This is a genomic window from Bradyrhizobium prioriisuperbiae, assembly GCF_032397745.1.
In the GTDB taxonomy this organism is placed as follows: domain Bacteria; phylum Pseudomonadota; class Alphaproteobacteria; order Rhizobiales; family Xanthobacteraceae; genus Bradyrhizobium_A; species Bradyrhizobium_A prioriisuperbiae.
In genome coordinates this window covers 6752558-6776211 of sequence record NZ_CP135921.1, presented here as the reverse complement: position 1 = coordinate 6776211, position 23654 = coordinate 6752558, and the positions used below count along the sequence as shown (strand labels likewise).

At 63.6% G+C, this 23654-nt stretch carries 19 protein-coding genes; 3 read left to right on the top strand and 16 right to left on the bottom strand.

Annotated elements, in window-relative coordinates:
* Nucleotides 1–44: 44 nt before the first annotated feature.
* The 9 genes from RS897_RS31965 to RS897_RS31925 all read right to left on the bottom strand — a co-directional run bounded on the left by RS897_RS31965 (nt 45) and on the right by RS897_RS31925 (nt 12187).
* Nucleotides 45–3227 carry an efflux RND transporter permease subunit gene (locus RS897_RS31965; protein ID WP_315832673.1) on the bottom strand — a complete coding sequence of 1061 codons (3183 nt, stop codon included), beginning with the start codon at nt 3225–3227 and terminating at the stop codon, nt 45–47.
* Nucleotides 3228–3278: 51 nt separating this feature from the next.
* Complete coding sequence (gene ihpB / locus RS897_RS31960) at nt 3279–4247, bottom strand: divalent metal ion exporter adaptor subunit IhpB (RefSeq protein ID WP_315832672.1); 969 nt, start codon at nt 4245–4247, stop codon at nt 3279–3281.
* Entirely contained in the window at nt 4244–5518 is a 1275-nt protein-coding gene (ihpA, locus tag RS897_RS31955; RefSeq protein WP_315832671.1) for a divalent metal ion exporter subunit IhpA, read from the bottom strand. The genes ihpB and ihpA overlap by 4 nt, the downstream gene beginning before the upstream one ends.
* A gap of 58 nt (nt 5519–5576) precedes the next feature.
* Complete coding sequence (locus tag RS897_RS31950; RefSeq protein WP_315832670.1) at nt 5577–5957, bottom strand: hypothetical protein; 381 nt, start codon at nt 5955–5957, stop codon at nt 5577–5579.
* Nucleotides 5958–6117: 160 nt separating this feature from the next.
* Entirely contained in the window at nt 6118–7005 is an 888-nt protein-coding gene (locus tag RS897_RS31945; protein ID WP_315832669.1) for an ABC transporter permease, read from the bottom strand.
* 2 nt (nt 7006–7007) lie between these two features.
* Nucleotides 7008–7946, bottom strand: coding sequence for an ABC transporter permease (locus tag RS897_RS31940; RefSeq protein WP_315832668.1), 939 nt, complete (start codon nt 7944–7946; stop codon nt 7008–7010).
* A gap of 46 nt (nt 7947–7992) precedes the next feature.
* Nucleotides 7993–9504, bottom strand: coding sequence for an ABC transporter substrate-binding protein (locus RS897_RS31935; protein ID WP_315832667.1), 1512 nt, complete (start codon nt 9502–9504; stop codon nt 7993–7995).
* Nucleotides 9505–9658: 154 nt separating this feature from the next.
* Nucleotides 9659–10369: a DUF1028 domain-containing protein gene (locus RS897_RS31930; protein WP_315832666.1), complete on the bottom strand. Its 711-nt coding sequence runs from the start codon at nt 10367–10369 to the stop codon at nt 9659–9661.
* A 12-nt stretch (nt 10370–10381) separates the two neighbouring features.
* A complete protein-coding gene (locus RS897_RS31925) occupies nt 10382–12187 on the bottom strand; it encodes a gamma-glutamyltransferase family protein (protein ID WP_315832665.1) in 1806 nt (601 codons plus the stop codon).
* A 185-nt stretch (nt 12188–12372) separates the two neighbouring features.
* Between RS897_RS31925 and RS897_RS31920 the strand changes: the two genes are divergently transcribed.
* The gene (locus RS897_RS31920) at nt 12373–13269 is read left to right on the top strand and encodes a phosphoribosylaminoimidazolesuccinocarboxamide synthase (protein WP_315832664.1); all 897 of its coding nucleotides are present in this window, start codon (nt 12373–12375) and stop codon (nt 13267–13269) included.
* A 3-nt stretch (nt 13270–13272) separates the two neighbouring features.
* Here the strand turns inward: RS897_RS31920 and RS897_RS31915 are convergent, their stop codons facing one another.
* Both RS897_RS31915 and queC read right to left on the bottom strand, forming a co-directional pair.
* Entirely contained in the window at nt 13273–13833 is a 561-nt protein-coding gene (locus tag RS897_RS31915) for a VUT family protein (RefSeq protein WP_315832663.1), read from the bottom strand.
* Nucleotides 13830–14558, bottom strand: coding sequence for a 7-cyano-7-deazaguanine synthase QueC (queC, locus tag RS897_RS31910; protein WP_315832662.1), 729 nt, complete (start codon nt 14556–14558; stop codon nt 13830–13832). The genes RS897_RS31915 and queC overlap by 4 nt, the downstream gene beginning before the upstream one ends.
* A gap of 123 nt (nt 14559–14681) precedes the next feature.
* Here queC and mazG point away from each other — a divergent pair, with 123 nt between their 5' ends.
* The gene (gene mazG, locus RS897_RS31905) at nt 14682–15503 is read left to right on the top strand and encodes a nucleoside triphosphate pyrophosphohydrolase (RefSeq protein WP_315832661.1); all 822 of its coding nucleotides are present in this window, start codon (nt 14682–14684) and stop codon (nt 15501–15503) included.
* A 47-nt stretch (nt 15504–15550) separates the two neighbouring features.
* Here the strand turns inward: mazG and RS897_RS31900 are convergent, their stop codons facing one another.
* Nucleotides 15551–16987 (bottom strand): NAD-dependent succinate-semialdehyde dehydrogenase, encoded by a 1437-nt coding sequence (locus RS897_RS31900; RefSeq protein ID WP_315832660.1) that lies wholly within the window; start codon nt 16985–16987, stop codon nt 15551–15553.
* A 156-nt stretch (nt 16988–17143) separates the two neighbouring features.
* Here RS897_RS31900 and RS897_RS31895 point away from each other — a divergent pair, with 156 nt between their 5' ends.
* Nucleotides 17144–17932, top strand: coding sequence for a sulfite exporter TauE/SafE family protein (locus RS897_RS31895; RefSeq protein WP_315832659.1), 789 nt, complete (start codon nt 17144–17146; stop codon nt 17930–17932).
* Nucleotides 17933–18047: 115 nt separating this feature from the next.
* Here RS897_RS31895 and hflX read toward each other — a convergent pair whose 3' ends face one another.
* From hflX to RS897_RS31875, 4 genes are all read right to left on the bottom strand, one after another.
* The gene (hflX, locus tag RS897_RS31890; protein WP_315832658.1) at nt 18048–19433 is read right to left on the bottom strand and encodes a GTPase HflX; all 1386 of its coding nucleotides are present in this window, start codon (nt 19431–19433) and stop codon (nt 18048–18050) included.
* Nucleotides 19434–19444: 11 nt separating this feature from the next.
* Nucleotides 19445–19693, bottom strand: coding sequence for an RNA chaperone Hfq (hfq, locus tag RS897_RS31885; RefSeq protein WP_006020546.1), 249 nt, complete (start codon nt 19691–19693; stop codon nt 19445–19447).
* Nucleotides 19694–20005: 312 nt separating this feature from the next.
* Nucleotides 20006–21373, bottom strand: coding sequence for a nitrogen assimilation response regulator NtrX (gene ntrX / locus RS897_RS31880; RefSeq protein WP_315832657.1), 1368 nt, complete (start codon nt 21371–21373; stop codon nt 20006–20008).
* A complete protein-coding gene (locus RS897_RS31875) occupies nt 21366–23645 on the bottom strand; it encodes a sensor histidine kinase NtrY-like (RefSeq protein ID WP_315832656.1) in 2280 nt (759 codons plus the stop codon). The genes ntrX and RS897_RS31875 overlap by 8 nt, the downstream gene beginning before the upstream one ends.
* Nucleotides 23646–23654: the final 9 nt, after the last annotated feature.

Sequence of the window (23654 nt, the reverse complement as noted above, 5' to 3'; positions counted from 1 at the left end):
TCCTCGTCGGGGCTGCGAAACCATAGGCTCGGCGGCCGAGATCGTCACCCCACTTTCTGTGGCTGCGGTGTCTCGCGCCGGAACAGGACGTACAGCGCCGGCAGCACCAGCAACGTCAGGATCGTCGACGAGATGATGCCTCCGATCACCACGGTGGCAAGGGGGCGCTGCACCTCGGCGCCGGCGCCGGTGGCGATCGCCATCGGCACGAAGCCAAGGGAGGCGACCAGTGCCGTCATCAGCACAGGCCGCAGGCGGGTCAACGCTCCCTCACGGACCGCCTCGCGCAGCGGTCGGCCCTCGCTACGCAGCCGTTCGATGAAGGTGATGATGACGAGGCCATTGAGCACTGCCACGCCGGACAAAGCGATGAACCCGACACCGGCGCTGATCGACAGCGGAATGCCGCGCAGCAGGAGCGCGGCGATGCCGCCGGTGAGCGCGAGCGGCACGCCGCTGAACACCAGCAGCGCATCCGCGCCCGACCCCAGGCTCATGTACAGCAGCAGGAGCACCAGCAGCAGCGCGACCGGCACCACGACGGTGAGCCGCCGCGTCGCCGACACCAACTGTTCGAACTGGCCGCCCCACCCGATCCAGTAGCCCGCCGGCAGCGTGACCTTTTCTGCGATCAGTCGCTGCGCTTCGTCCACGAACGAGCCGAGGTCGCGGTCGCGCACGTTGGCCGTGACCACGATCCGGCGCTTGCCGTTCTCGCGGCTGATCTGGTTCGGTCCCGGCGCGACATCGACCTGGGCGATCGACGACAGCGGCACATAACGCATCGGCGCCGGCGACGATCCGGTCCAGGCTGCGCGGACAGGAGCCTGCTCGGCATCCACCGGGGGCAGCGGAATCGGCAGTGCGCGGATGGCGTCGATATCTCCGCGCAAGTGCTCCGGCAGACGCACTACGATGTCAAAACGGCGGTCGCCTTCAAACACCTTGCCGACGTCCTTGCCACCGACGGCGATTTCCACCAGGCCCTGGACATCGCTGACGCTGATGCCGTAACGCGACAGCGCGGGACGGTCGATCTTCACGGTCAACACCGGAAGCCCCGACACCTGCTCGCTCTTGACGTCGGCGGCGCCGGAGATCGGCTGGATCACCGATTGCACCTGCTGGGCCACCTTCAGCAGGGTATCGAGATCGTCACCGAAGATCTTGATGCCGATGTCGCTGCGGACGCCGGAAATCAGCTCGTTGAACCGAAGCTGGATCGGCTGAGAGATCTCGTACTTGCTGCCGGGAATCTCGTCGGCGGCTTTCTGGACCGCGTCGACGATCTCCGATTTCGGCTTCTTGGGATTGGGCCATTCGCTGCGCGGCTTGAGCATCACATAACCGTCCGAAATCGACGGGGGCATCGGATCGGTCGCGACCTCCGCGGTGCCGGTGCGCGCAAATACGTCCTTGACCTCCGGGATCCGGCGGATGCGCCGTTCCAGCGCCATCTGCATCTCCAGGGACTGGGTCAGGCTCGTGCCGGGAATCCGGATCGCCGCCAATGCGATGTCGCCCTCATCCAGGCTCGGGATGAACTCACCGCCCATTCGGGTCGCGACAAAGCCGCTGCCGATCACGATCAGCGCCGCAGCTATGGCGATGGTCTTGCGAAAATGAATCGCAAGATCGAGCAGCGGCAGATAGGCGCGGCGGGCGCCGCGCATGACGATGTTTTCTTTCTCGGACACCTTCCCCGTCACCAGCAGCGCCACGGCGGCCGGTACGAATGTCATCGAGAAAATCGCCGCGCCCAGCAAGGCCATCAGCACCGTCAGCGCCATCGGCGTGAACATCTTGCCTTCGACCCCGGTCAAAGTCAGCACCGGCAGATAGACCACGGCAATGATCATGGTGCCGAACAGGCTCGGTTTGATCACCTCGCGCGCACCTTCGAGAATGGTCTCGAAGCGCTCCGTCGCTGTCAGCAGACGTCCGCGCCGGTGCTGCGCCTCGGCCAGCAGCCGCAGGCAGTTCTCCACGATGATGACGGCGCCGTCGACGATGATGCCGAAATCGATCGCGCCCAGGCTCATCAGATTGGCGCTGACCTTGTTCTCGACCATGCCGGTGATGGTGAACAGCATCGCCAGCGGAATGACACAGGCGGTGACGATGGCGGCGCGGATGTTGCCCAGCAGCAGAAACAAAATGGCGATAACCAGCAGCGCGCCTTCGATCAGGTTCTTCTCCACGGTCGCCACGGTGGCTTCCACCAGGCGGGTGCGGTCATAGACCGTCCGGGTCACGACACCATCAGGCAGTGACTTGGCGATCTCGGTCAGTTTGGCCGCAACCCGTTGCGCCACCACCCGGCTGTTTTCGCCGATCAGCAGCATGGCGGTGCCCAGCACCGTCTCCTCGCCGTCGATGGTGGCACCGCCGCTGCGCAGTTCGCGTCCCTCGGTGACCGCGGCCACGTCGCGGATGCGGACGGGAATGCCGCTGCGGGAGCCGATGACGATATCCTTGATTTCGTCGATATTGCCCACCTGCCCCGGGGTTCGGACCAGATACTGCTCGCCATTGCGCTCGATATAGCCGGCGCCGACATTGGTGTTGTTGGCGGCCAGCGCCGTCATCACGTCGCGGAAGCCGAGTTTGTAGGCCATCAGCCGCGCCGGGTCCGGCAGCACGTGGAACTGCCGGGTAAAGCCGCCGATGGCATTGACCTCGACCACGCCGGTCACCAGCCGCAGCTGCGGCTTGACGATCCAGTCCTGGATGGTGCGCAGATCGGACGGCGTGAAAGCGTTCCCATCCGGTTTGCGCGCGTCCGCCTTGGCCTCGACGGTGTACATGTAGATTTCACCGAGACCGGTGGATACCGGCCCCATGGCGGTGGCGACGCCCGGCGGCAGCTGGTCCTTGACCTGCTGGATCCGTTCGTTGACCAGCTGGCGCGCGAAATAGATGTCGGTGCCGTCGTCGAACACCACGGTGACCTGGCTCAGGCCGTAACGCGACAACGAGCGGGTGTACAACAGCTTGGGCAGGCCCCCCATTGCGGTCTCGATCGGGAACGTGATCCGCTGCTCGGTTTCCAGCGGCGAGTATCCGGGCGCCTGGGTATTGATCTGAACCTGGACGTTGGTGATGTCGGGTACCGCATCGATCGGCAGCCGGGTGAAATTCCAGGCGCCGAACGCGGCCACGCCGAGAGCCGCGATCATCACCAGCCAGCGCTGCCGGATCGCGAATGCAAGAATGCCGTCGATCATGAGTGGAAGCCTCCGCTGCCGGCAACGAATGCGCCGCGACGCCGCGATGTGTCAGTGATCATGAGCGGCGTCCTCCTTGCCGATCTCGGCCTTGATGACAAAGCTGTTGTCGACGGCGTAGACATCGCCCGCGGAAAGGCCGGACAGGATCTCGGCAAACCGGGCATCCTTGTCGCCGATCCGCACCGGCCGCGCCTCGAACACGTTGCCCTCGCGCACAAACACCACGGTCTTGTTCTCCAGGGTCTGCAACGCACCAAGCTTGACCGCGACCGGCACCGGACGGCCGGTCAGGGACAATTGCGCGCGAACGAACAGTCCGGGGCGGAAATGGCCGTCCGCATGGTTGGCGACCACGGCGCGCACCAGCGCGCTCTGGGTCTCGCTGGATCCGATCGGCGAGACGTAAAACACTTCGGCTTCCGCCGACGGATCGCCGTCCTCCGGATCGATCAGCACCTTGTCGCCGATATGAATCCGCCTGATGTCGGCGCGATAGACCGAGAGATCGACCCAAATGGTGGAGAGATCGGCAATGGTGAAGGCGGGCTTCTGCTCGCTGGCGTATTCGCCCAGCGAAATCTGCCGATCGATCACGGTGCCGTTGATTGGCGCCTTGAGGTCATACGATGTCAGGCTCTGGTTGCTCTCCACGGTCGCCAGCAGGTCGCCCTTCTGGACGCGGTCGCCGATCCGCTTGCGGATGTCGCGGACCACGCCGGGAAACCGCGGCGTCACCTGCACCAGGGCTTCCTGGTTGGCGCGCAACGTTCCATTGATCAGCAGCGTGTCGCTCAGGGTTGCAGCGCCGGCCTTTTCCAGGCTGATGCTGGCCGCGACGACCTTGTCATCGCTCATCTCAACGCGATCGGCTCCGTGATCATCCTTCTCGGCTTCTCCGTGAGCGGCCTGCTTCTGCGGTGCAGTCGCCTGCTGCACCGGAAACAGCGCCGCAATCGCAATGGCTACGGCTGCGATCACAACGAAACACGCGACGATGGGTCCAACAGCTTTCTTCATTGGGCGCCCCCTCGCGCAAGCAGCAACGGATTGCCGACCAGTCCTTCGATGGCGGCGACCGCGACGTGGAAATTCTGCAATGCCTCCTGCTCACGAAGCTGGGCCTGCGCCAGCGTCGCCTGCGCGTCCAGCACCTCGAGCAGCGTGAAGCGGCCCTGGCCGTAGCCATCCTCGATGGCGCGGGCGGCTTGTCGCGCTTTGGGAATCGCCGACTCTCGCAGGATCGACAATTCGCGCAGCGATCCCTGCAGCGAGTCATAGGCTCGCCCGGCAAGAACGATCAGTATCGCCTTGTTGGTGGCACGCTCGGCGCCGGCCTTGGCGAGGTTTTCCTGGGCGGACAGGATGTTGCCCTGGTTCTGGTCGAACAGCGGGATCGGGATCGAGACGCCGAGACGCACCGCATCGTCGCCAGTGTCATTGAAGTGCCGCCAGCCCGCGCTCAGCCGCACATCCGGATAGGGTTTCAGCCGCGCCAGCAGCAGTTCAGCATTGCGCTGGGCGAACACGCTGGTCCAGCGGATCAACTGCGGGTTGGCGTCAATCGCGGCAAGCACGGATGAGAACGCGGGCGGCCGGCCAACGATGTCCAGCCGTCCGCTCACCACGGAATATCTGAACGTCGTCTCGCCCATCAGCACCGCGAGATCGCGGCGGATGCTCGAAAGCTGGGCCTTGACCCGCTCGCGATCGGCCTTGAACAGGTCGGAAGCAACCTGCGCCCGCCCCGTTTCCGCCGGGGACGAGGCGCCGGCATCGACGCGCCGCTGCAGCAACGGTGTCAGTCGATCGATCGCGGCGGTCTGCTCGTCCAGGATCTGGATGCGGCGCTGCGTTCCCAGCGCGGTGAGGAAGGCAATCGCGGTCTCGGACAACACTTCCAGGCGTGTCGCCCGGCGCTGCCACACCGCGGCATCGACACCCGCCGCGCCGGCGGCGACGCGGGCCTCGCGTTTGCCGAACAATTCGAACAACTGGCTGATCTGCAGCGTGGTCTCGGCAGATCGCGTGCCGCGATAGGGACCGGAGCCGAGGGAATTGTCCTGTTCATAGGACAGTTCAGGATTGATCAGAGCGCCCGCCTGGATGCGCTGGCCGGTGGCGATGCCGACATCGCGCTCGGCCGACGTCAGCCGTGGATTGGCAGCCAGCGCACGCTGCAGCGCTGTCTGCAGATTGAGCGTTTGCGCGTCGGATGGCGTGATCAGCCAGGGACTGACCAGCAACAGCCACGCGCCCATGAGGCGTGCCGCAGCACATTTGGACAACATCGATCGGACCTCGAAAAACGACAGCTTGGGGCGTGCAGGCACACCCGGTGGCGGTTGATCAGGTCAGATGTTTTGGTGGCGGAGTTTCCAGCATGGGCGCGGCACCAACCTGGTCCGGTTGCGCGACTACAGGGATCGGGCCGGCGAATGCGACCGGCGCCAGCGTCGTCGCGGGATCAGCAATCGAGACCGAAAAACAGCCGTGGCAATGATGATCGGCGATGAGAGCTTTGTCGGCGGTGTTGTGGCCGACGTCGCTGACCGCAGATATCACGGCAATGCCGTCTCGGATCCCTTGGGGAGCCGGCTTGGTGACGTCGATATCGCAAGCGCCATGAAGTGCGCCGGCAACCAGATAGACCAGCGTGCACAGCACGACCATCACCCGGCGCAAAGCCGGATGGTGAAATCGTCCCGTCTGGGCCAGGGTTGCGAGCATAACGTGCGATGAATCTTTCGTTGGTCTGGTCCAACGGCTAGCACGGCCAACCGGGCCTGTCGACGTTATAGAGTAACAATCGCCGTGTTCCCCCGGCCCTGAATATTGCGCGGGCCATTCATACCAGCGTCAGATTTGCAAACGTAACGATTTGCCGCAGCTATCTCTCGTTGGGATCCAGCGCGTCGCGCAAGCCGTCGCCGAACAGATTGAACGACAGCACCACAATGAAGATTGCCAGCCCCGGCCACAGCGCCATCCAGGGCGCGCTGCTCAGGAAGCGTTGCGACGCATTCAGCATGCTGCCCCAGGACGGCGACGGTGGCTGCTGGCCGAGGCCAAGAAACGACAAGGCCGCCTCGGCAATGATGGCGGCGGCAATGGACAATGTCGCCTGCACCAGCAGCGCCGGCAGGATGTTCGGCAGGATGTGGACACAGGCGATGCGCAGCGGCGGATTGCCGAGCGCGCGCGCCGCTTCGACATACTCCTCGACCTTGACGTTCAACACCTGTCCGCGGGTCAGCCGGATGAAAATCGGCGTGGTGGTGACGCCGATGGCGATCATGACATTACCCAGGCTCGGCCCCAGGAAGGCCGCCAGCGCAATGGCGAGGATCAGGAACGGACACGCCAGCATCGCATCGGTGATCCGGCTGATCAGTGCATCGATGAAGCCGCCGCGATAGCCGGCTAGCAACCCCAGCGGCACGCCGATGCCGAGCGCGATGGCGACCGAGATCAGGCCGGCCAGAAGCGACGCCCGCGCGCCGGTAATGACCCGGCTGAGCACATCGCGGCCGAGATCGTCGGTGCCGAACCAGTGCAACGCTGACGGCGCCTTGCGCACCGTCGACCAACTGGTGGCAATCGGATCATAGGGCACGATCAGCGGCGCCAGGATCGCCATCGCGATGAACGACACGATGACGACCATGCCGACGATCGCGCTCGGGCTTCTCCTGAGCCGTCGGAGCACCGCCCGCCCCGGACTTTCCAGCCGGTCGCCGGGGATATTTTCGGCGAAGGTCTTGGCGAGATCGGTCATGGTCAAGACCTCAGCCGTGGATTGACCAGCACATAGGCGATATCGGCAATCAGATTGAGCGCGATGTAGGTGGTCGCCGTCACCAGCACGACGCCCTGCACCACGGCATAGTCACGGTTGAACACGGCGTCGACGATCAGTTTGCCGAACCCGGGAATGGAGAAAATCTGCTCGGTGAGAACGGCGCCTGACAGCAGCGTGCCGAGTTCGAGCGCGCCGAGCGTAATGACTGGCGTCAGTGCGTTGCGCAGCGCATGCTTGATGATCACCGCCGGCTCGCTCAGTCCTTTGGCGCGCGCGGTGCGGATGTAATCGCTCTCCAGCACTTCCAGCATGGCGCTGCGGGTGTGCCGCATCAGGACGGCGGCGATGGCGTTGCCGAGCACGAAGGCCGGCATGATGGTTGATGCGAGGCTGGCCTTCCAGTTCTCCGCCAGCGACACATAACCCGATGCCGGCAGCCAGTTCAGCTCGATCGAGAACAAAAATATAAGCATGATGCCGAGCCAGAAGTTCGGCGTCGAGATGCCCCACAGCGCGAACAGGTTCGCTGCATAGTCCCAGGGCGTGCCTTTCTTGACCGCGGAAAGGATGCCGGCGGGGATGCCGATCAGCAGCGCGATGATGATCGCCATGCCGGCAAGCTGCATGGTGACCGGCAGCTTCTGGGCGATCAGGCTTCGCACCGGCACCTTGATGCGCAGGGATTCCCCAAAATCGCCAGACAGCACGCCCTTGACCCAATAGACGTACTGCACCGGCAACGGCCGATCGAGCCGGTATTGTTCGCGGATCTGGGCGATGACGGCGGGATCGCGCTCCTCGCCGGCCATCACCAGGGCCGGATCGCCCGGCAGCAATTGCTGCAGCGAGAAGATCAGGATCGACACGAAGAACAGTGTCGGAATGATCTGCAGCAACCGTCGGCCAAGAAAGATCAAGGCGACCTCCCCGGCCTTTGGCGCGACGTCCGCATGCGCGTGCTGTTCACTTCAGCTTCAGCCCGACCACGCGTACCAAACCATCCGGCATCTGGGTGTAGCCTTCGAGCCTGGTGGTGTGCGCGATCAAAGTGCGGGCGTGGTAGATATAGATGATCGGCTCGTCGCGCAGCACGGCGGCAGTCAGCTTTTCGTAGATCGTTTTGCGCTGCGCCGGTTCGCTCACCGTGCGGGCGTCATCGAGCGCCTTGTCGGCGTCCGGACTGGAATAGGCGCTGTTGTTCTGCGGGGCGTTACTTTTCAGGAAAACGTAGCTGTTGCCGTCGGGATCGATGCGCCCGCTCCACTGCAGATAATAGGCCTGATACTCACCGGCTTCCGCCTGTTTGAGCGAGGTGGCGAATTCGGTGACGCGAATCTTCAAGTCGAAGCCGGTTTCGGCGGTCATCGACTGGATGACCTGCGCGACGGCCTCGTTCTCCGAGCCCCTGGGCACCATGAAGTCGACGGCAATCCGTCCAGTGATCCCCGCCTCCTTCAGCAGCGCCTTGGCTTTCGCGACGTCACGACCGCGAACCGGAAAACTCTTCTGATAATAGGGATGCTCGGGGCTGACCCATTGGTTGCCCGGCACGAACTCGCCGTTGAACACGACCTGATTGATGGCCTCGCGATCGATCGAGAGATCGAGCGCTTGGCGCACCTTTTCGGATTGGCTGAGCGGTCCCTTGGCCTTGTCGTTGCCGATGTTGAGGGTGATGCCGCGATAACCGAGTTCGAGTGCGGTCGAGAGCTTGAGCCGGGAATCGGCGCGCACATCCTTGATGTCAGTCGCCAGCAGGCGTTCCAGCAGATCGAGGCCGCCGGACTTGAGGTTGGCGAGCCGCACGGTGGCATCGACCATCGGCAGATAGACGATGCGGTCGATGAAGATCTGGTCCTTGTTCCAGTAGTCGGCGAATTTCTCGAACACGATACGGTCCTGCGGCACCCGCTCGACGAACTTGTAGGGACCGGCACACACCGGTTTCAGGCCGAATTTGTCGCCGGCTTCCCTGGCAGCCTTGGGCGACACCATCATTCCGGCTCGATCGGTCAGCTGCGCGATCAGCGGCGAGTACGGCGTCTTCAGCACCAGTTTGATGGTCAGGGGATCGACCACGTCAACATGATCGAGCGCGGCCAGTTCAGGCTTGCGGAAGGAGGTCGGCATGGTGAGATGCCGGTCCAGCGAGAATTTGGCCGCGTCCGCATCGAACGGCTCGCCGTCATGGAATTTGACGCCGGGCCGCAGCTTGATGGTGACCTCCTTGCCGTCGGCCGAGGTCTCGTGCGACAGCGCGAGCTGCGGCACGATGTTGAGCTTGGCGTCGATGTCGAACAGCTTGTCGCAGAATGAGGCGAACACGATGCGGCCGACATACGTGCGCGCCAGCGTGGGATCGAGGATGTCGGGATCCTCGGCAAGTCCGATCCGCAGCGTGGTTTGCGCGCCCACCTGCAGGCTGGAGAACAGCAAGGCGAAAACAACGAGACTGGCGAGCCGCAGGCTGGTCATGCGTTGGTTCCTTTGTTGTGTTGCGCTGGATCGGTGGCGAGCGCAGCCACGTTTGCGGGGACGAACCCCGGCCCGATCGGGTTATTCCGCGGCAGGGCGCCGCAATCGCTGTCTTGCATGTGTCGTGCCGACATGCCTCGTGCCGATGTCGGGATCATGAGTCGTTCGCAAGCGATGCCGCGATACCGGCGTCGATGACCGCACGATCGGTGACGCCGATAGGATCAGCACGCCCCGGCAGAAATCGGCGAAAATGCTCCCAGCGCTCCCGGCTGACCCGTTCCAGGCGTTCGAGCTCGGCCAGCGGATCAACATGATCGTCGACGCGCAGATCGAGATCGGACCATTGCTCCACACCATGGATCAGCAGCGCCGCGGACTGTTTGCCGCGTTTGTCGCCGCCGGCTGCCTCGCCGGCGCGCATCGCCGCAATCAGCCGCCGGGCAAACGGCAAGGATCTGTTGTCCGCATAGGTTGTGGCGGTCGCCTCGATCACCCGTGCGCCGGTCAGCATATTGCCGGCCACCGAGAAGCCGTCACCGGCGAGATGACCGCACCAGTCCACGCATACGGCGCCGGTGTGGGCGGCGATTCGGCCGGATGCGTCCATCATATGAAGCTGACGATGATCGCGGCCCGCATCCTCCGCGATCAGCCGCGTGACGACCTCATCGGGCGAAAGACCATCGCCCAGCAGCGCCAGGCCGTTGACGCCGTAAAACGAATTGGTCAGTGCCTGGGTCGCGATGGCGCCGACGCCGGCGGCAATGAACGGTACGCGCGCTCCCACGGCGAAGAACTTTGTGGCGACGGCAACGGCCAACCGCCCGGTGTCGTGGTCTCTGGCAATGATCGACCACGTCATCGGAAGCTCTCCCTATCGCCCGGCCGCGTAGCCTTGCATGCCGCGCGGATTGGCAGCCGCGCGGCGCCTGCGGCCGACCCGCGACGCCGCTGTCAGCCGGCCTTCGGACCAGCCCGGCCCGGTCTCGATGATGTGGCCGCGTCGGATGAGTTCTTCGGTCGCCGCCTTCGGAACGCGGCTTTCAACCACCAGCACGCCCGGGCGCGCCGTGCGCGGCCAGAATGAAATCGGGAAATGCTCCGAGTGCCAGGCCGGTGCGTCGATCGCTTCCTGCAGATTCATGCCGGCATGAACGTGGCGCAGGAAGAACTGCGTGATCCATTGGTCCTGCTGGTCGCCGCCGGGCGATCCCCAGGCGAGATACGGTTCGCCGTCACGATGCGCCATGGTTGGGCTCAGTGTGGTGCGCGGCCGCCGCCCGGGCGCCAGGGCCGCCGGATGATTTTCCTCCAGCCAGAACATCTGCGCACGGCTGCCGAGGCAGAACCCGATCTCCGGGATCACCGGCGAGGATTGCAGCCAACCACCCGACGGCGTTGCCGAGAGCATGTTGCCGTCGCGATCGATGATGTCGAAATGCACGGTGTCGCCATTGACTTCGCCCATGCGGCCGACGGTCGGCTCGCCCGCCCCCATCGCACCGACGGCGGTGCGCCCTTCTTCCGCACGCCGCAGCTTGACGACCGCTCCGAAGCCCTCGACCGAGCCCGGGCGATAATCGAGCGAGGCGGTTTGTGTGGAAATCAGTTTGCGGCGTTCGTTGTTGTAGGCATCGGACAGCAGCACCGACATCGGCACATCGCTGAAATCCGGATCGCCGTAGAAGGTATCGCGATCGGCGTAGGCAAGCTTGGCGCATTCGGTCTGCAGATGGATAAAATCGGGTCCGGCCGGATCGAGTCCGTCCAGATCGAACCCCTTCAACAGCGCCAACTGCTGCAGCATCACCGGGCCCTGGCTCCAGGCGCCGGCCTTGCAGACCGTGTAGCGGCCATAGTCGTAGGTGAGTGGCGCTTCGACATGGGCCTGCCAGCGCGCCATGTCGTCGCCGCGCAGCACGCCGCGATGCGGCGCGCCACTGACATCCATCACCGGCTGTGTCCGGCAGAACCGGTCGATCGCCTCGGCCACAAAGCCCTGCGACCAGCTCTTGCGCGCGCGCTCGATCTGCGCGACGCGGTCGCCGCCGACGCTTTCGGCCTCCTCGAGGATCCGGGCATAGGTGTCGGCCAGCACCGTGTTGGTGAACAGCGTGCCGGGTTCGGGCACCGCGCCGTTGGGCAGATAGACAGCCGCCGAGGTCGGCCAATGCTGGCGAAACAGCTGCTCGACGGTCGCGATGGTCGCGGATGCGCGCTCGACCAGTGGATAGCCATTGCGCGCATAACCGATCGCCGGCTCCAGCACATCGCGCAACCGGACCGTGCCGTAGTCGCGCAGCAACAGCATCCAGGCTTCGAACGTGCCGGGCACGCAGGCGGCCAGCAGGCCGGTTCCAGGGACCATGTCGAGGCCTTCGGCACGATAATGCGCGATGGTGGCGCCGGCCGGCGCCGGCCCCTGGCCGCAGATCACCTCTGTGCGCCCGCGCTTGGTGTCATGGACAATAATGGGCACGTCGCCGCCCGGACCGTTCAGATGCGGTTCCACCACCTGCAGCGTGAACGCCGTGGCAACACCCGCATCGAAGGCATTGCCGCCCTTTTCCAGCATGGCCATGCCGACGGCAGTGGCGATCCAGTGGGTCGAGGTGACCACCCCGAACGTGCCTTCGATTTCGGGACGGGTGGTGAACGGATTGGGATTTATGTTGCTCATGGGATCCAGTATGCAATTTGGCATTCAGTATGCAACATATCTCACAGGTCGGAGCAGTCGCTTCACCACAATTGCGCGAGGCCATCCCCGCGTTCATCCCCCAAAGCGTTGCAAGGTGTTGTAGGCCCCTCCAATCGTATGATTTATGGTGCCTCTTTCGCCCCTCTGCCTTCGAGTTCAGCCACATGCCGATGCCGTCGCTCTACGAATCCACGCTCCAGTCCCTGCCCCTGCTCGGCCGTGGCAAGGTCCGCGACAACTACGCGGTCGGCAGCGACCAGTTGCTGATCGTCACCACCGACCGCCTGTCGGCCTTCGACGTCATCATGGGCGAGCCGATCCCGGCCAAGGGCCGTGTGCTGAACCAGATGGCCAATTTTTGGTTCGAGAAGCTCAAGCATGTGGTGCCCAATCACCTGACTGGCATCGCCCCGGAAACGGTCGTAGCGGCCGACGAAGCCGAGCAAGTCAGGGGACGCGCCGTGGTGGTGAAGCGGTTGCAGCCGATCCTGGTCGAGGCCGTGGTGCGCGGCTATCTCGCCGGCAGCGGCTGGAAGGACTATCAGGCCACGGGGGCGGTGTGCGGCGTGCAACTGCCCGCGGGCCTGCAGAACGCACAAAAGCTGCCGGAGCCGATTTTCACCCCGGCGGCCAAGGCCGAAATGGGTCATCACGACGAGAACATCACCTATGCCGAGATGGAGCATCGCATCGGCGCGGAGCTCTCTGCTCGTATCCGCGACATTTCCATCCGGCTGTACAAGGAAGCCGCCGACTATGCGGCCACCCGCGACATCATCATCGCCGACACCAAGTTTGAATTCGGCCTGGACGAGGCCGGTACGCTGTATCTGATGGACGAGGTGCTGACTGCGGATTCTTCGCGGTTCTGGCCGGCGGACCAATATCAGGTCGGCACCAACCCGCCATCGTTCGACAAGCAGTTCGTGCGCGACTGGCTGGAAACCCAGCCGTGGAAAAAAGAGCCGCCGGCGCCGAAGCTGCCCGACGACGTTGTAACGAGGACCGGCGAAAAGTATCGGGAAGCGCTGGAGCGCCTGACCGGGCAGACGCTTGCCTGAGCTCTACGCGAGCTTCAGTCTTGCATCGCGCCGGCGCAGCCAGTGGATCGCCGGCAGGGTCACGAGCACCATCAGCGCCTTGCCGATGATCTGGCCGCCCAGAAAATCCAGGCTGCCGAATGCCAGCCAGAGAAACAGCAGGGAGTCGGCGAGCAGGCCGACCACGCTGCTGGCCAGCACGGCAAGCACGAGGCCACGCTGCTGCAGCGGTGTGTAAACAGCGAAGTCAGTCATCTCGGAGATCAGGAACGCAATCGTGGAGGCGAATACCAGCGATGGCGGTGCCACGGCCGCCGAGATCACGGCCCCGACCGCGATGGCGCCCAATCCGAACGCCGTGCCGAGACGGCGCTGCACCAGATCCCGCAGCACCAGCGCAAGCCCAACCATCAGCACGCCACTCGGCGCCATGATGCCGCCTGGCGCAACGGGAATGAGGCACGGTGCATTCGGCGGGCAGATGGTGCCGACATGCTGGATCAGCCAGTTGGCCGCCGGAATGCAGGCAATGTAGGCGACCAGGAACAGCGCGCCTTCGATGTGACGTTGGCGATCGATGGTCATGGCGTGGCCTTCGACCGGGTTGCGACATAACCAGACCAGCCCCTGGCCCGAAGTTGGCAGGCCGGGCATTCGCCGCAGCCATAACCCCAGTCATGCCGTTCGCCGCGCTCGCCCAGATAGCAGGTGTGGGACTGATCGCGGATCAGATCGATCAAAGTCTCGCCGCCGAGGTCATGGGCAAGCGACCATGTTGCGGCCTTGTCGAGCCACATCAGCGGCGTGTGCAGTTCGAACGGACGGGCCATGCCCAGGTTGAGCGCGGTGTTGAGCGCCTTGATGGTGTCGTCGCGGCAATCCGGATAGCCGGAATAGTCGGTCTCGCACATGCCGCCGACGATATGAGTGATGCCGCGCCGGTAGGCCAGCGCTGCCGCGAACGTCAGGAAGACCAGGTTGCGCCCGGGCACGAAGGTGTTGGGCAGGCCGTCCGCCCCCATCTCGATCGCCATGTCGCGGGTCAGCGCGGTGTCGGAAATGGCCGACAAGGTCGGGATATCGAGGGTGTGAGCCTCGCCCAGTTTTGTGGCCCAGTCCGGCCGCAGCGACGCCATGCCTGCGATCAACGCCTCCCGGCAGGCGAGCTCGACGATATGGCGCTGGCCATAGGAAAAGCCGAGGGTTTCGACATGGGAAAACCGCGCCAGCGCCCAGGCCAGACAGGTGGCGGAATCCTGCCCACCTGAAAACAGCACCAGCGCGGATATGTCGGCGGTTTGATCGGTCATGCCGTGGCCATAGAGCATTTTTCGCGCCAGTGGAATCCGGTTGTGCGGCCGAAAATGCGGCGATTGGCCGACGGGGCTGAATCCGGCATACAGGGCCGATCCCTCCCCTGCCCGTGGTGCCTCATGACCCCTTCCCGCGACATCGACCGTCTCATCGACATCATGGCCAAATTGCGCACCCCCGTGACCGGCTGCCCATGGGACCTGGAGCAGGATTTCGCGACCATCGCTCCCTATGCCATCGAGGAAGCCTACGAGGTGGCCGATGCGATCGCGCGCCATGATCTCGAAGACCTCAAGGACGAGCTCGGCGACCTGTTGCTGCAGGTCGTGTTCCACGCTCGCATGGCGCAGGAGCAGAATGCCTTCGCATTCGGCGACGTGGTGGAGGCCATCTCCCGCAAGATGATCCGCCGCCACCCGCATGTGTTCGGCGACAAGGCGGGCAAGCTCAGTCCCGTCGAGGTCAAAGGGAACTGGGATCGCATCAAGGCCGAGGAGAAGGCGGAGCGCGCCGCCCGCCATCCGGGCGAGCCGGCGCCCTCCTCGCTGCTGTCCGGCGTCAAGGCCGGGATGCCGGCGCTGACGCGTGCGCTCGAACTGCAGCGCAAGGCCTCGACTGTCGGGTTCGACTGGAATGATCCGCGCGCCGTGCTGAGCAAGATCCGTGAAGAGGCCGACGAGATCGAGGCGGCGCTCGACCAGGGCGACATGAGCGAGGTTGCAGCCGAGACCGGCGACCTGCTGTTTGCGCTGGTCAATCTGGCGCGCCATGTCGGCGCCGATCCGGAAACGTCGCTGCGCAACACCAACACCAAGTTCGAACGCCGCTTCGCCTATATCGAGCGCACGCTGGCGGCGCGTGGTGTGGCGATGGGCAACGCGTCGCTCGACGAGATGGATTCGCTCTGGAACGAGGCGAAAACAAAAGAAGCGGCGGAATAGTTTCCGCCGCCTCCTTGATGTTTCGGTTCAGGCCGTTCTCGGCGTGATCAAACGCCGGTCTGGGTGATGAACTTGGTATTGAGATAACCTTCCATCGCCTCGGTGCCACCCTCCGAACCGTAACCGGAATCCTTGATGCCGCCGAACGGCACCTCCGGCAGCGCCAGCCCGAAGCTGTTGATCGAGACCATGCCGCTTTCGATGGCCGAGCCGATCGCGGTCGCGGTCTTGGTCGAGCTGGTGAAGGCGTAGGACGCCAGACCAAACGGCAACCGGTTGGCTTCGCTCGCCACTTCATCGAAGGTCGAGAAAGGCGAGATCAGCGCCAGCGGCCCGAACGGCTCCTCGTTCATGGCGCGCGCATCCTTCGGCACGTCGGTCACGACCGTCGGCTCGAAGAAATAGCCCTTGTTGCCGATGCGGTGGCCGCCGGCGGTGATGGTCGCGCCCTTCGCCTTGGCGTCCTGCACCATCTCCTCGATGGCATTGACGCGGCGCGGATTGGCCAGCGCGCCCATCCGGCTGTCCTTGTCCATGCCGTTGCCGACTTTGATCGCCTTGGCGCCGTCGGTGAACTTTTCGATGAACTGCTTGTAGACGCCCTTCTGCACCAGGAAGCGCGTCGGCGAGATGCAGACCTGGCCGGCGTTGCGATACTTGGCAGCGCTGAGGATCTTCGCGGCCGACTCGACGTCGGCATCGTCGAACACGATGGCCGGCGCATGACCGCCCAATTCCATGGTCACCCGCTTCATGTGCTGGCCGGCCAGCCCAGCGAGCTGCTTGCCGACATTGGTCGAGCCGGTGAAGGAAATCTTGCGGACGATCGGGTGCGGAATGAGATACTGCGAAATCTCCGACGGCACGCCGTACACGAGATTGATCACGCCCGAGGGAACGCCGGCATCGACAAAGGCACGGATCAGTTCGGCCGGCGAGGCCGGGGTCTCTTCCGGCGCCTTGACGATGATCGAGCAGCCCGACGCCAGTGCCGCCGACAGCTTGCGCACCACCTGGTTGATCGGGAAATTCCAGGGCGTAAACGCGGCAACCGGACCGACCGGCTCCTTGATCGCCATCTGATAGACGCCGGGCAGCCGGGCCGGGATGATGCGGCCATACGCACGGCGGCCTTCCTCGGCGAACCATTCGATGATGTCGGCGGACGCCATCGTTTCCATCTTGGCTTCGACCAGGGTCTTGCCCTGCTCCTGCACCATCAAGGGCGCGATGAGGTCGGCACGCTCGCGCATCAGCGCTGCCGCCTTCTGCATCACCTTGGCGCGATCGAACGGAGAGACCGCGCGCCACTGCTTGAAGCCGCGATCAGCGGCGGCGAGCGCTTCGTCGAGATCGGCAATATCGGCATGCGCCACGGTGCCGATGGTCTCTTCGGTCGCGGGATCAAGCACCGGAATGGTCTTGCCCGAGGAGCCCCCGCGCCATTTTCCGTCGATAAACAGCAAAACATTGGAATACGTCACAGAGCTCTCCTCAAGCGGGATTTAGACATGCCGGGATCAGATAGCGGGCTGAAAAATTGGGTCAAGTCTTCCTGTTCCCGAAACCCGCGCAATGCGTTACGGAATGGCGGGTATTCCGGTCACCGGATCGTCATTCACGGGAAAGCACCTCCCCCCATGCTGATGAATGAACTGCTCGGCAGCCTGCTGACCGGGCTTTTGGGCGGGTTTGTTTCGGGCCTGCTGGGCGTGACCAGCGGCGGCATCCTCGTTCCGCTGCTGATTCTCCTTCTCGGCCGCGAACAGCACGCGGCACAGGGCCTGTCGCTGCTGGCGCAGGTGTTTCCCGCCAGCCTGTCGGGCGTCCGCAATTATGCCCGTCACGGCCATGACGTCTCCTGGCGCTGGGTGGGTTATCTCGGTGCGGGCTTTGCCGTGGGGGGCGTCCTCGGGGCGCTGGCTGCGGGCGGTGTGCCCGATCGGGCACTGCGCTGGAGCTTCGTCGCGTATCTCGTGCTGCTGATGGTACTGATGGTCGTCAGCCGCCGGCGCCGTGCGCACAACGACAATTCGCCGGCCGCGGCTATCGGTACGCCGGCGCACTGGAGCGCCCTGATCGCGATCGGGGCCGTGGGTGGCCTGTCATCGGGATTTCTGGGCATCGGCGGCGGGCTTGCCATCGCCGCGCTGATGACGGCTGTGCTGCACCTTCCGCAGCATCGCGCCCAGGCCTTCAGCCTGGCAGTGACAGCCCTGCCACTGACCCTGCCCGCGGCGTGGATCTATATCCGGCAGGGCTGGAACATCTCCTGGATCATTGTCGCGGGGATCGTCGCCGGGTTGTGGGCCGGCACCTTGATCGGCGCGCAGTTCGCAAATCGCATCCCCGAGGCAAACCTGCGGCGGCTGTCGTTCCTGTTCATCGGCGCGATGGCGCTCTACATGGCGTTCCGCGCGTTGATGTAGCCGTCTAAAGCTTCCGTTCCGATAGAATCGGAACGGAAGCTTTAGACTCTTGTTTGACGCGTTTTCTTCACGCGAACCGGTATCCACTTCGCTCGAAAACGCTCTGCTGCGATGATCAGCCAGCGTCCGGATCGCGCACCGCCGCGCCGAAGCGGTGGATCACGGTATCGCGGCGGGTTTCGTCGACCCGCACCGTCATGGCGTACGTGCCATCCTCCAGGCGCTTGTCCAGCACTTCGGCATTGCGGTGCAGCCAGCTGACACCGGCCCCATCGGAGGCGTCAATCGACAGATCGAGCGTGATCCGCGTCGCGGCCAGCCGCTCCTCAATCGCCGACAGCAGCGCATCGACGCCTTCGCCGGTTTCGGCCGAGACCAGCAGGCAGGGACGCGTCGACGGGCGGCGCGCCGCGATGTTGGCGAGATTGGCGCGCTCTTCTTCGCTGAAACGATCGATCTTGTTCCAGACTTCCAGGATACGATCGCCGGCTTCCGGATCGATGCCAAGCTGTTGCAGGATCGCGTCGACGTCGCGCTGCTGGGCGTCCGCGTCCTCATGCGAGATATCGCGCACATGCAGGATGACGTCGGCTTCCAGAACTTCCTCCAGTGTCGCGCGAAAGGCGGCCACCAGCATCGTCGGCAGGTCGGAAATGAATCCCACGGTGTCGGACAGCATCGCCTTGCCGCCGTGCGGCAGTGTGAGCGCGCGCAGGGTCGGATCGAGCGTGGCAAACAGCATGTCGGCAGCCTGCACGTCGGCGCGTGTCAGGCGGTTGAACAGGGTGGATTTGCCGGCGTTGGTGTAGCCGACCAGCGCGACCACGCGATAGGGCACGCGCTGCCGCCCCGCACGATGCAGTCTGCGGGTGGCCTGGACCTTCTTGATCTCAGCTTCCAGCCGCGCAATGCGATCGCCGATCAAGCGGCGATCGGCTTCGATCTGGGTTTCACCCGGCCCGCCAAGGAATCCGAAACCGCCGCGTTGCCGCTCAAGATGGGTCCAGGATCGCACCAGCCGGCTGCGCTGATAGTTGAGATGCGCGAGTTCGACCTGCAGCGCGCCTTCCTTGGTCTTGGCGCGGCGTCCGAAGATCTCGAGGATCAGTCCGGTCCGGTCCAGGACCTTGGCATTCCATTCCTTCTCGAGATTGCGCTGCTGGATCGGCGATAGCGCGCAATCCATCACCACGAGATCGGCGTGATGCGCACGCACGAGAGCGACGATCTCCTCGACTTTGCCCTTGCCGAGATAGGTTGCGGGACGGATCTGGCCAATCGGCGCAATGATGGCCTCGGCCACGGTGAGGTCGATCGCGCGTGCAAGCCCGACCGCCTCTTCGAGACGAGCCTCGATGTCGCGCGTGCCATGGTGAGGCGATTGCGGATCGGGATCACTCCGCCGCATTCGCAAATAGGGGCCGATGACAATCACCCGCCCCGTTGCTTCGCCTGCCGACCTTGGACGGTCGGCGGCCCCGTCAATCCGCCGGGGTTCCAATCAGTTCGATCTCAAGCTGGTGCGTCCTCGCCACCTTCGAACAACTGGATCGGTGCACCCGGCATGATGGTCGAAATCGCATGCTTATAGACAAGCTGCGAATGGCCGTCGCGCCGCAGCAGCAGACAGAAATTGTCGAACCAGGTGACAATTCCCTGCAACTTGACGCCGTTCACCAGAAAGATCGTCAGTGGTGTTTTTGTCTTACGGACATGATTGAGAAAAGTATCTTGAAGGTTTTGTGCGCGGTCTGCCGCCATTTTCTTATCTCGCAGCCTTTGTTTCGTTTTTTGTTTGCTCGTTTGTTTGTTCGGCGGCACCCCTCCCCCGAGAGCTGCAACCAACCACCCGCTCCCCGAGATCCCCCTCCGGGAGTGGTCGACCAATTAGAGAGCACGCGCTCTGCTTAAGCAAGTCCAGTTCGAGCAACAGTTGTGCCGAACTTGTCACAGAGCTCGATAAAACAGCGAAAAACCATCAAATTCGAACCAAGAGCATCTGGCGCCGTTCAGGGCATCCTATGTAAAAGCCCTGACTGGCTGTGATCACAGATCAACAACGCCACGAACCTCCTACCCGACGCCAAGGGCCTTGAGCTTGCGGTGCAACGCCGACCGCTCCATGCCGACGAACTCAGCGGTGCGCGAGATGTTGCCGGAGAACCGGCTGATCTGGGCGATGAGGTAATCGCGTTCGAACACTTCGCGCGCCTCACGCAGCGGCAGTCCCATGATGTGTTCGCCGTTGTTGCTGGTCGGCATCGTCGGTACCATCGATCCCACATCCTGAGGCAGCATGTTCGCAGTGATGACCGCGTCCGGTTCTCCGCCGGCCAGGATCATCACACGCTCGACGTTGTTGCGCAGCTGGCGGACGTTGCCCGGCCAGACATGCGATTGCAGCACGGCCATGGCGTCTTCGCCGATCTGCCGTTTCGGTAAGCCGGTCGCAGCCGAAATCTGATCCATGAAATACGAGATCAGTTCGGGAATGTCCTCGCGTCGTTCCGAGAGTGGCGGCACGCGGATCGGCACCACCGAGAGCCGATGATACAGATCCTCGCGGAAGCGCCCTTCGGCGATTTCCGCTTCGAGATTGCGTGCGGTCGATGACACGATTCGCACGTCGACATTGACCTTTGCCGTGCCGCCGACCCGCTGGAAGGTCTGGTCGACCAGCACGCGCAGAATCTTGTTTTGGGTTTCGCGCGGCATGTCGGCGACTTCGTCGATAAACAACGTTCCGCCATGCGCTTCTTCGAGAGCACCGGACTTGCGACTGTGGTCCTCGGCGTTCTCGATGCCGAACAGTTCGACTTCCATGCGTTCCGGCGTGATCGCGGCCGCATTGATGACCACGAACGGGCCATCCGCCCGTCCCGACATTCCATGCAAAGTCCGCGCGGCCAGCTCTTTGCCGCCACCCGCGGGGCCGACGATCATGATGCGGCTGTTGGCCTTTGCCGCACGCTCGATGGTCTGGCGCAGCTGGTTCATGCACGGCGAATGCCCGATCAGCGAGCTCGACACCGGAGCAAGCTGTTTCAGCTCCCTCACCTCGCGTTTGAGCCGCGAGTTTTCCAGCGCACGGGTCGCCACCAGAATCAGGCGATCCGCCTTGAACGGCTTTTCGATGAAGTCATAGGCGCCGCGCTTGATTGCGGCGACCGCCGTCTCGATGTTGCCGTGACCGGAAATCATCACGACCGGCATTTCGGCATGGTCGCGCTTGACCTGCTCCAGCAGTTGCAGCCCATCGAGCTTGCTGCCCTGCATCCAGATGTCGAGAAAGATCATGCTGGGCCGGCGATTGGAAATCTCCGACAAGGCCTGATCGCTGTCACGCGCGGTGCGCGTGGTGAACCCTTCGTCTTCCAGGATACCCGCAACGAGATCGCGAATATCGGCTTCATCGTCCACGATCAAAATTTCATTAGCCATGAGTCACGCCTGCTTGTTTCGTGGCCAGCTCGGCCTTTGCTTCAGTTGTCGCGGTACCAACAGCATGTCCCGAAGCCGCAAACCGCAGTCGCATCCAGGCGCCACGCGCGCCGGGACGTTTATTCGACGCATCGTTGAGCTCGATGCGTCCACCATGGTCCTCCAACACGCGCCCAACGATGGCAAGACCAAGACCTGTACCCTTCTCGCGAGTCGTGACGTACGGCTCAAGCAGTCGCGAGCGTCTTTCCTTCGGCAAACCCACGCCGTTGTCGATGACGTCGATGACGATGTCGTCATCCTCCCGCTCGACCGCGACATCGATCCTGCCGTGATCGAGGACGTCGGGAGGCACGGCGCCGATCGCCTCCGTGGCGTTCTTGATGATGTTCTGCAGCGCCTGCGAGATCAGCCGGCGATCGAACTGCGCCGGCATCGGATCTTCCTTGATTTCTGCCTCGATGGTGATGTCGGGATGGCCGACCCGCATCAGGAACACCACCTGGCGCACGGTATCGGCGACGTCTTCGGCCTCGATCACCGGCTTCGGCATCCGTGCAAACCGTGAAAACTCATCGACCATGCGTCGGATGTCGTCGACCTGCCGCACGATGGTATCGGTGCACTGTTCGAAGATCGACTTGTCCTCGATGATCACCTTGCCGAACTTCCGGCGGATGCGCTCGGCGGAGAGCTGGATCGGGGTCAGCGGATTCTTGATTTCGTGGGCGATGCGGCGGGCGACGTCACCCCAGGCAGAAGTACGCTGGGCCGCCACCAGTTCGGTGATGTCGTCGAGGGTGATGATATAACTATCCCGCGACGGGCTGTTCTGCTCGGCGCTGATGCGGACCGACAGGTTACGTTCGCGGTTGTCGCGGGTAATCGTGATTTGTCCCTGCACCAGCCGCTGCGATCCCTCGCGAGCGTTCACCATCAACTCGTTCAGTTCGGGAATGATCTCCGACAGCGGATGTCCCAGCGTCTCGGATTCCGAATGACCGATCAGTTTTTCCGCCGAACGGTTGAGAATCCCGATGTTGCCGGATGCATCCACGCCCATGATGCCGGCGCTGGCCGACGACAACACGGCCTCGATAAAACGGCGACGGCCGTCGATGACATCGCTGGCATTGACCAGTTCGTCGCGCTGGGTGCGCAGTTCCTGCGTCATCTTGTTGAAAGTCTCGCCGAGATGGGCCAGATCGCCTTCCGACTTCACCACCGGCACCTGGACGTGCAGGTCGCCGGTGGAGACCAGGTTCGCCGCACCCATCAGACGGCGAATGGGCGTGACCAGCCAGTTGGCGAAATTCAGTCCGATCAGCACCGCCGACATCAGCACGGTCAGCGCGATCACGGTGAACATCAGTGCAAACGCGACCTGGATGCCGAGCCGGCGGGCTTCCAGCGCGGAAATCACCGCGGCGCCTTCCAGCGTTTCATGCACCTGCGCCACCACGCGCGGATCGAGCAGTCGAGCCACGTACAAAAACGTGTCGGTGAATTCCTTCAGCCGGATGACCGCTACGACATAGTACCCCTCGGTAATGACGACGATTTCGGGCTTGTCCTCGCCGACATTTTTTAGAAACGCCGCCGGTGGAGAAGCAAATGCCTGCGAGACTCCGGTCTGAGCCATCGCGACATCGTTGCCATCCTTGTCGATCAACTTGGCGCCTGGAAGATTGCGTGCGGCGGCATCGGAGGTCAGCAGTTCAACGAAAGATACACGGTCCAGATAAAACAGCTTGCGGGCGCGTGCCAGATCGTTGGCCATCCCCATGATATCGCCGTTGATCAGCTGAATGTGCACATCCAGATAGGCGTTGGCGACCTTCACCGAATTCTCGATGACGGTCCGGGTCCGGACGGAAAACAGCCTGTCCAGGCCCCGGTCGATCGTGACATTGGCGACAATAGAAACCAGCACCGCCGGGAGCACGGCGATGATCGTGAACAAGGCGACAATCTGGACGTGCAGCCGCGCCGCGGCCCGCCCCCGCCGGCGTGCCTGCACGACTTTCCAGATTTCGCGGACAATGATGGCGACCAGCATCAGGATGGTGCCGATATTGATCGCCAGGAACGTCGCCACGACCTTGTCGGTCGCCCGGATCGGCGTGAGCTCGGTCAACACCACGAAGGTCAGGCAGGCTGAGAGCAGGGCCAGGCCGACCGCCAACGGCACCAGCAGCCGGCGCAGCGACCAGCCGCGCGGCTCGGTAAACGAGGAATCGAAGGTTGGGGCCGACGTTTCTGCGCTGGTCATTTCAAGGGT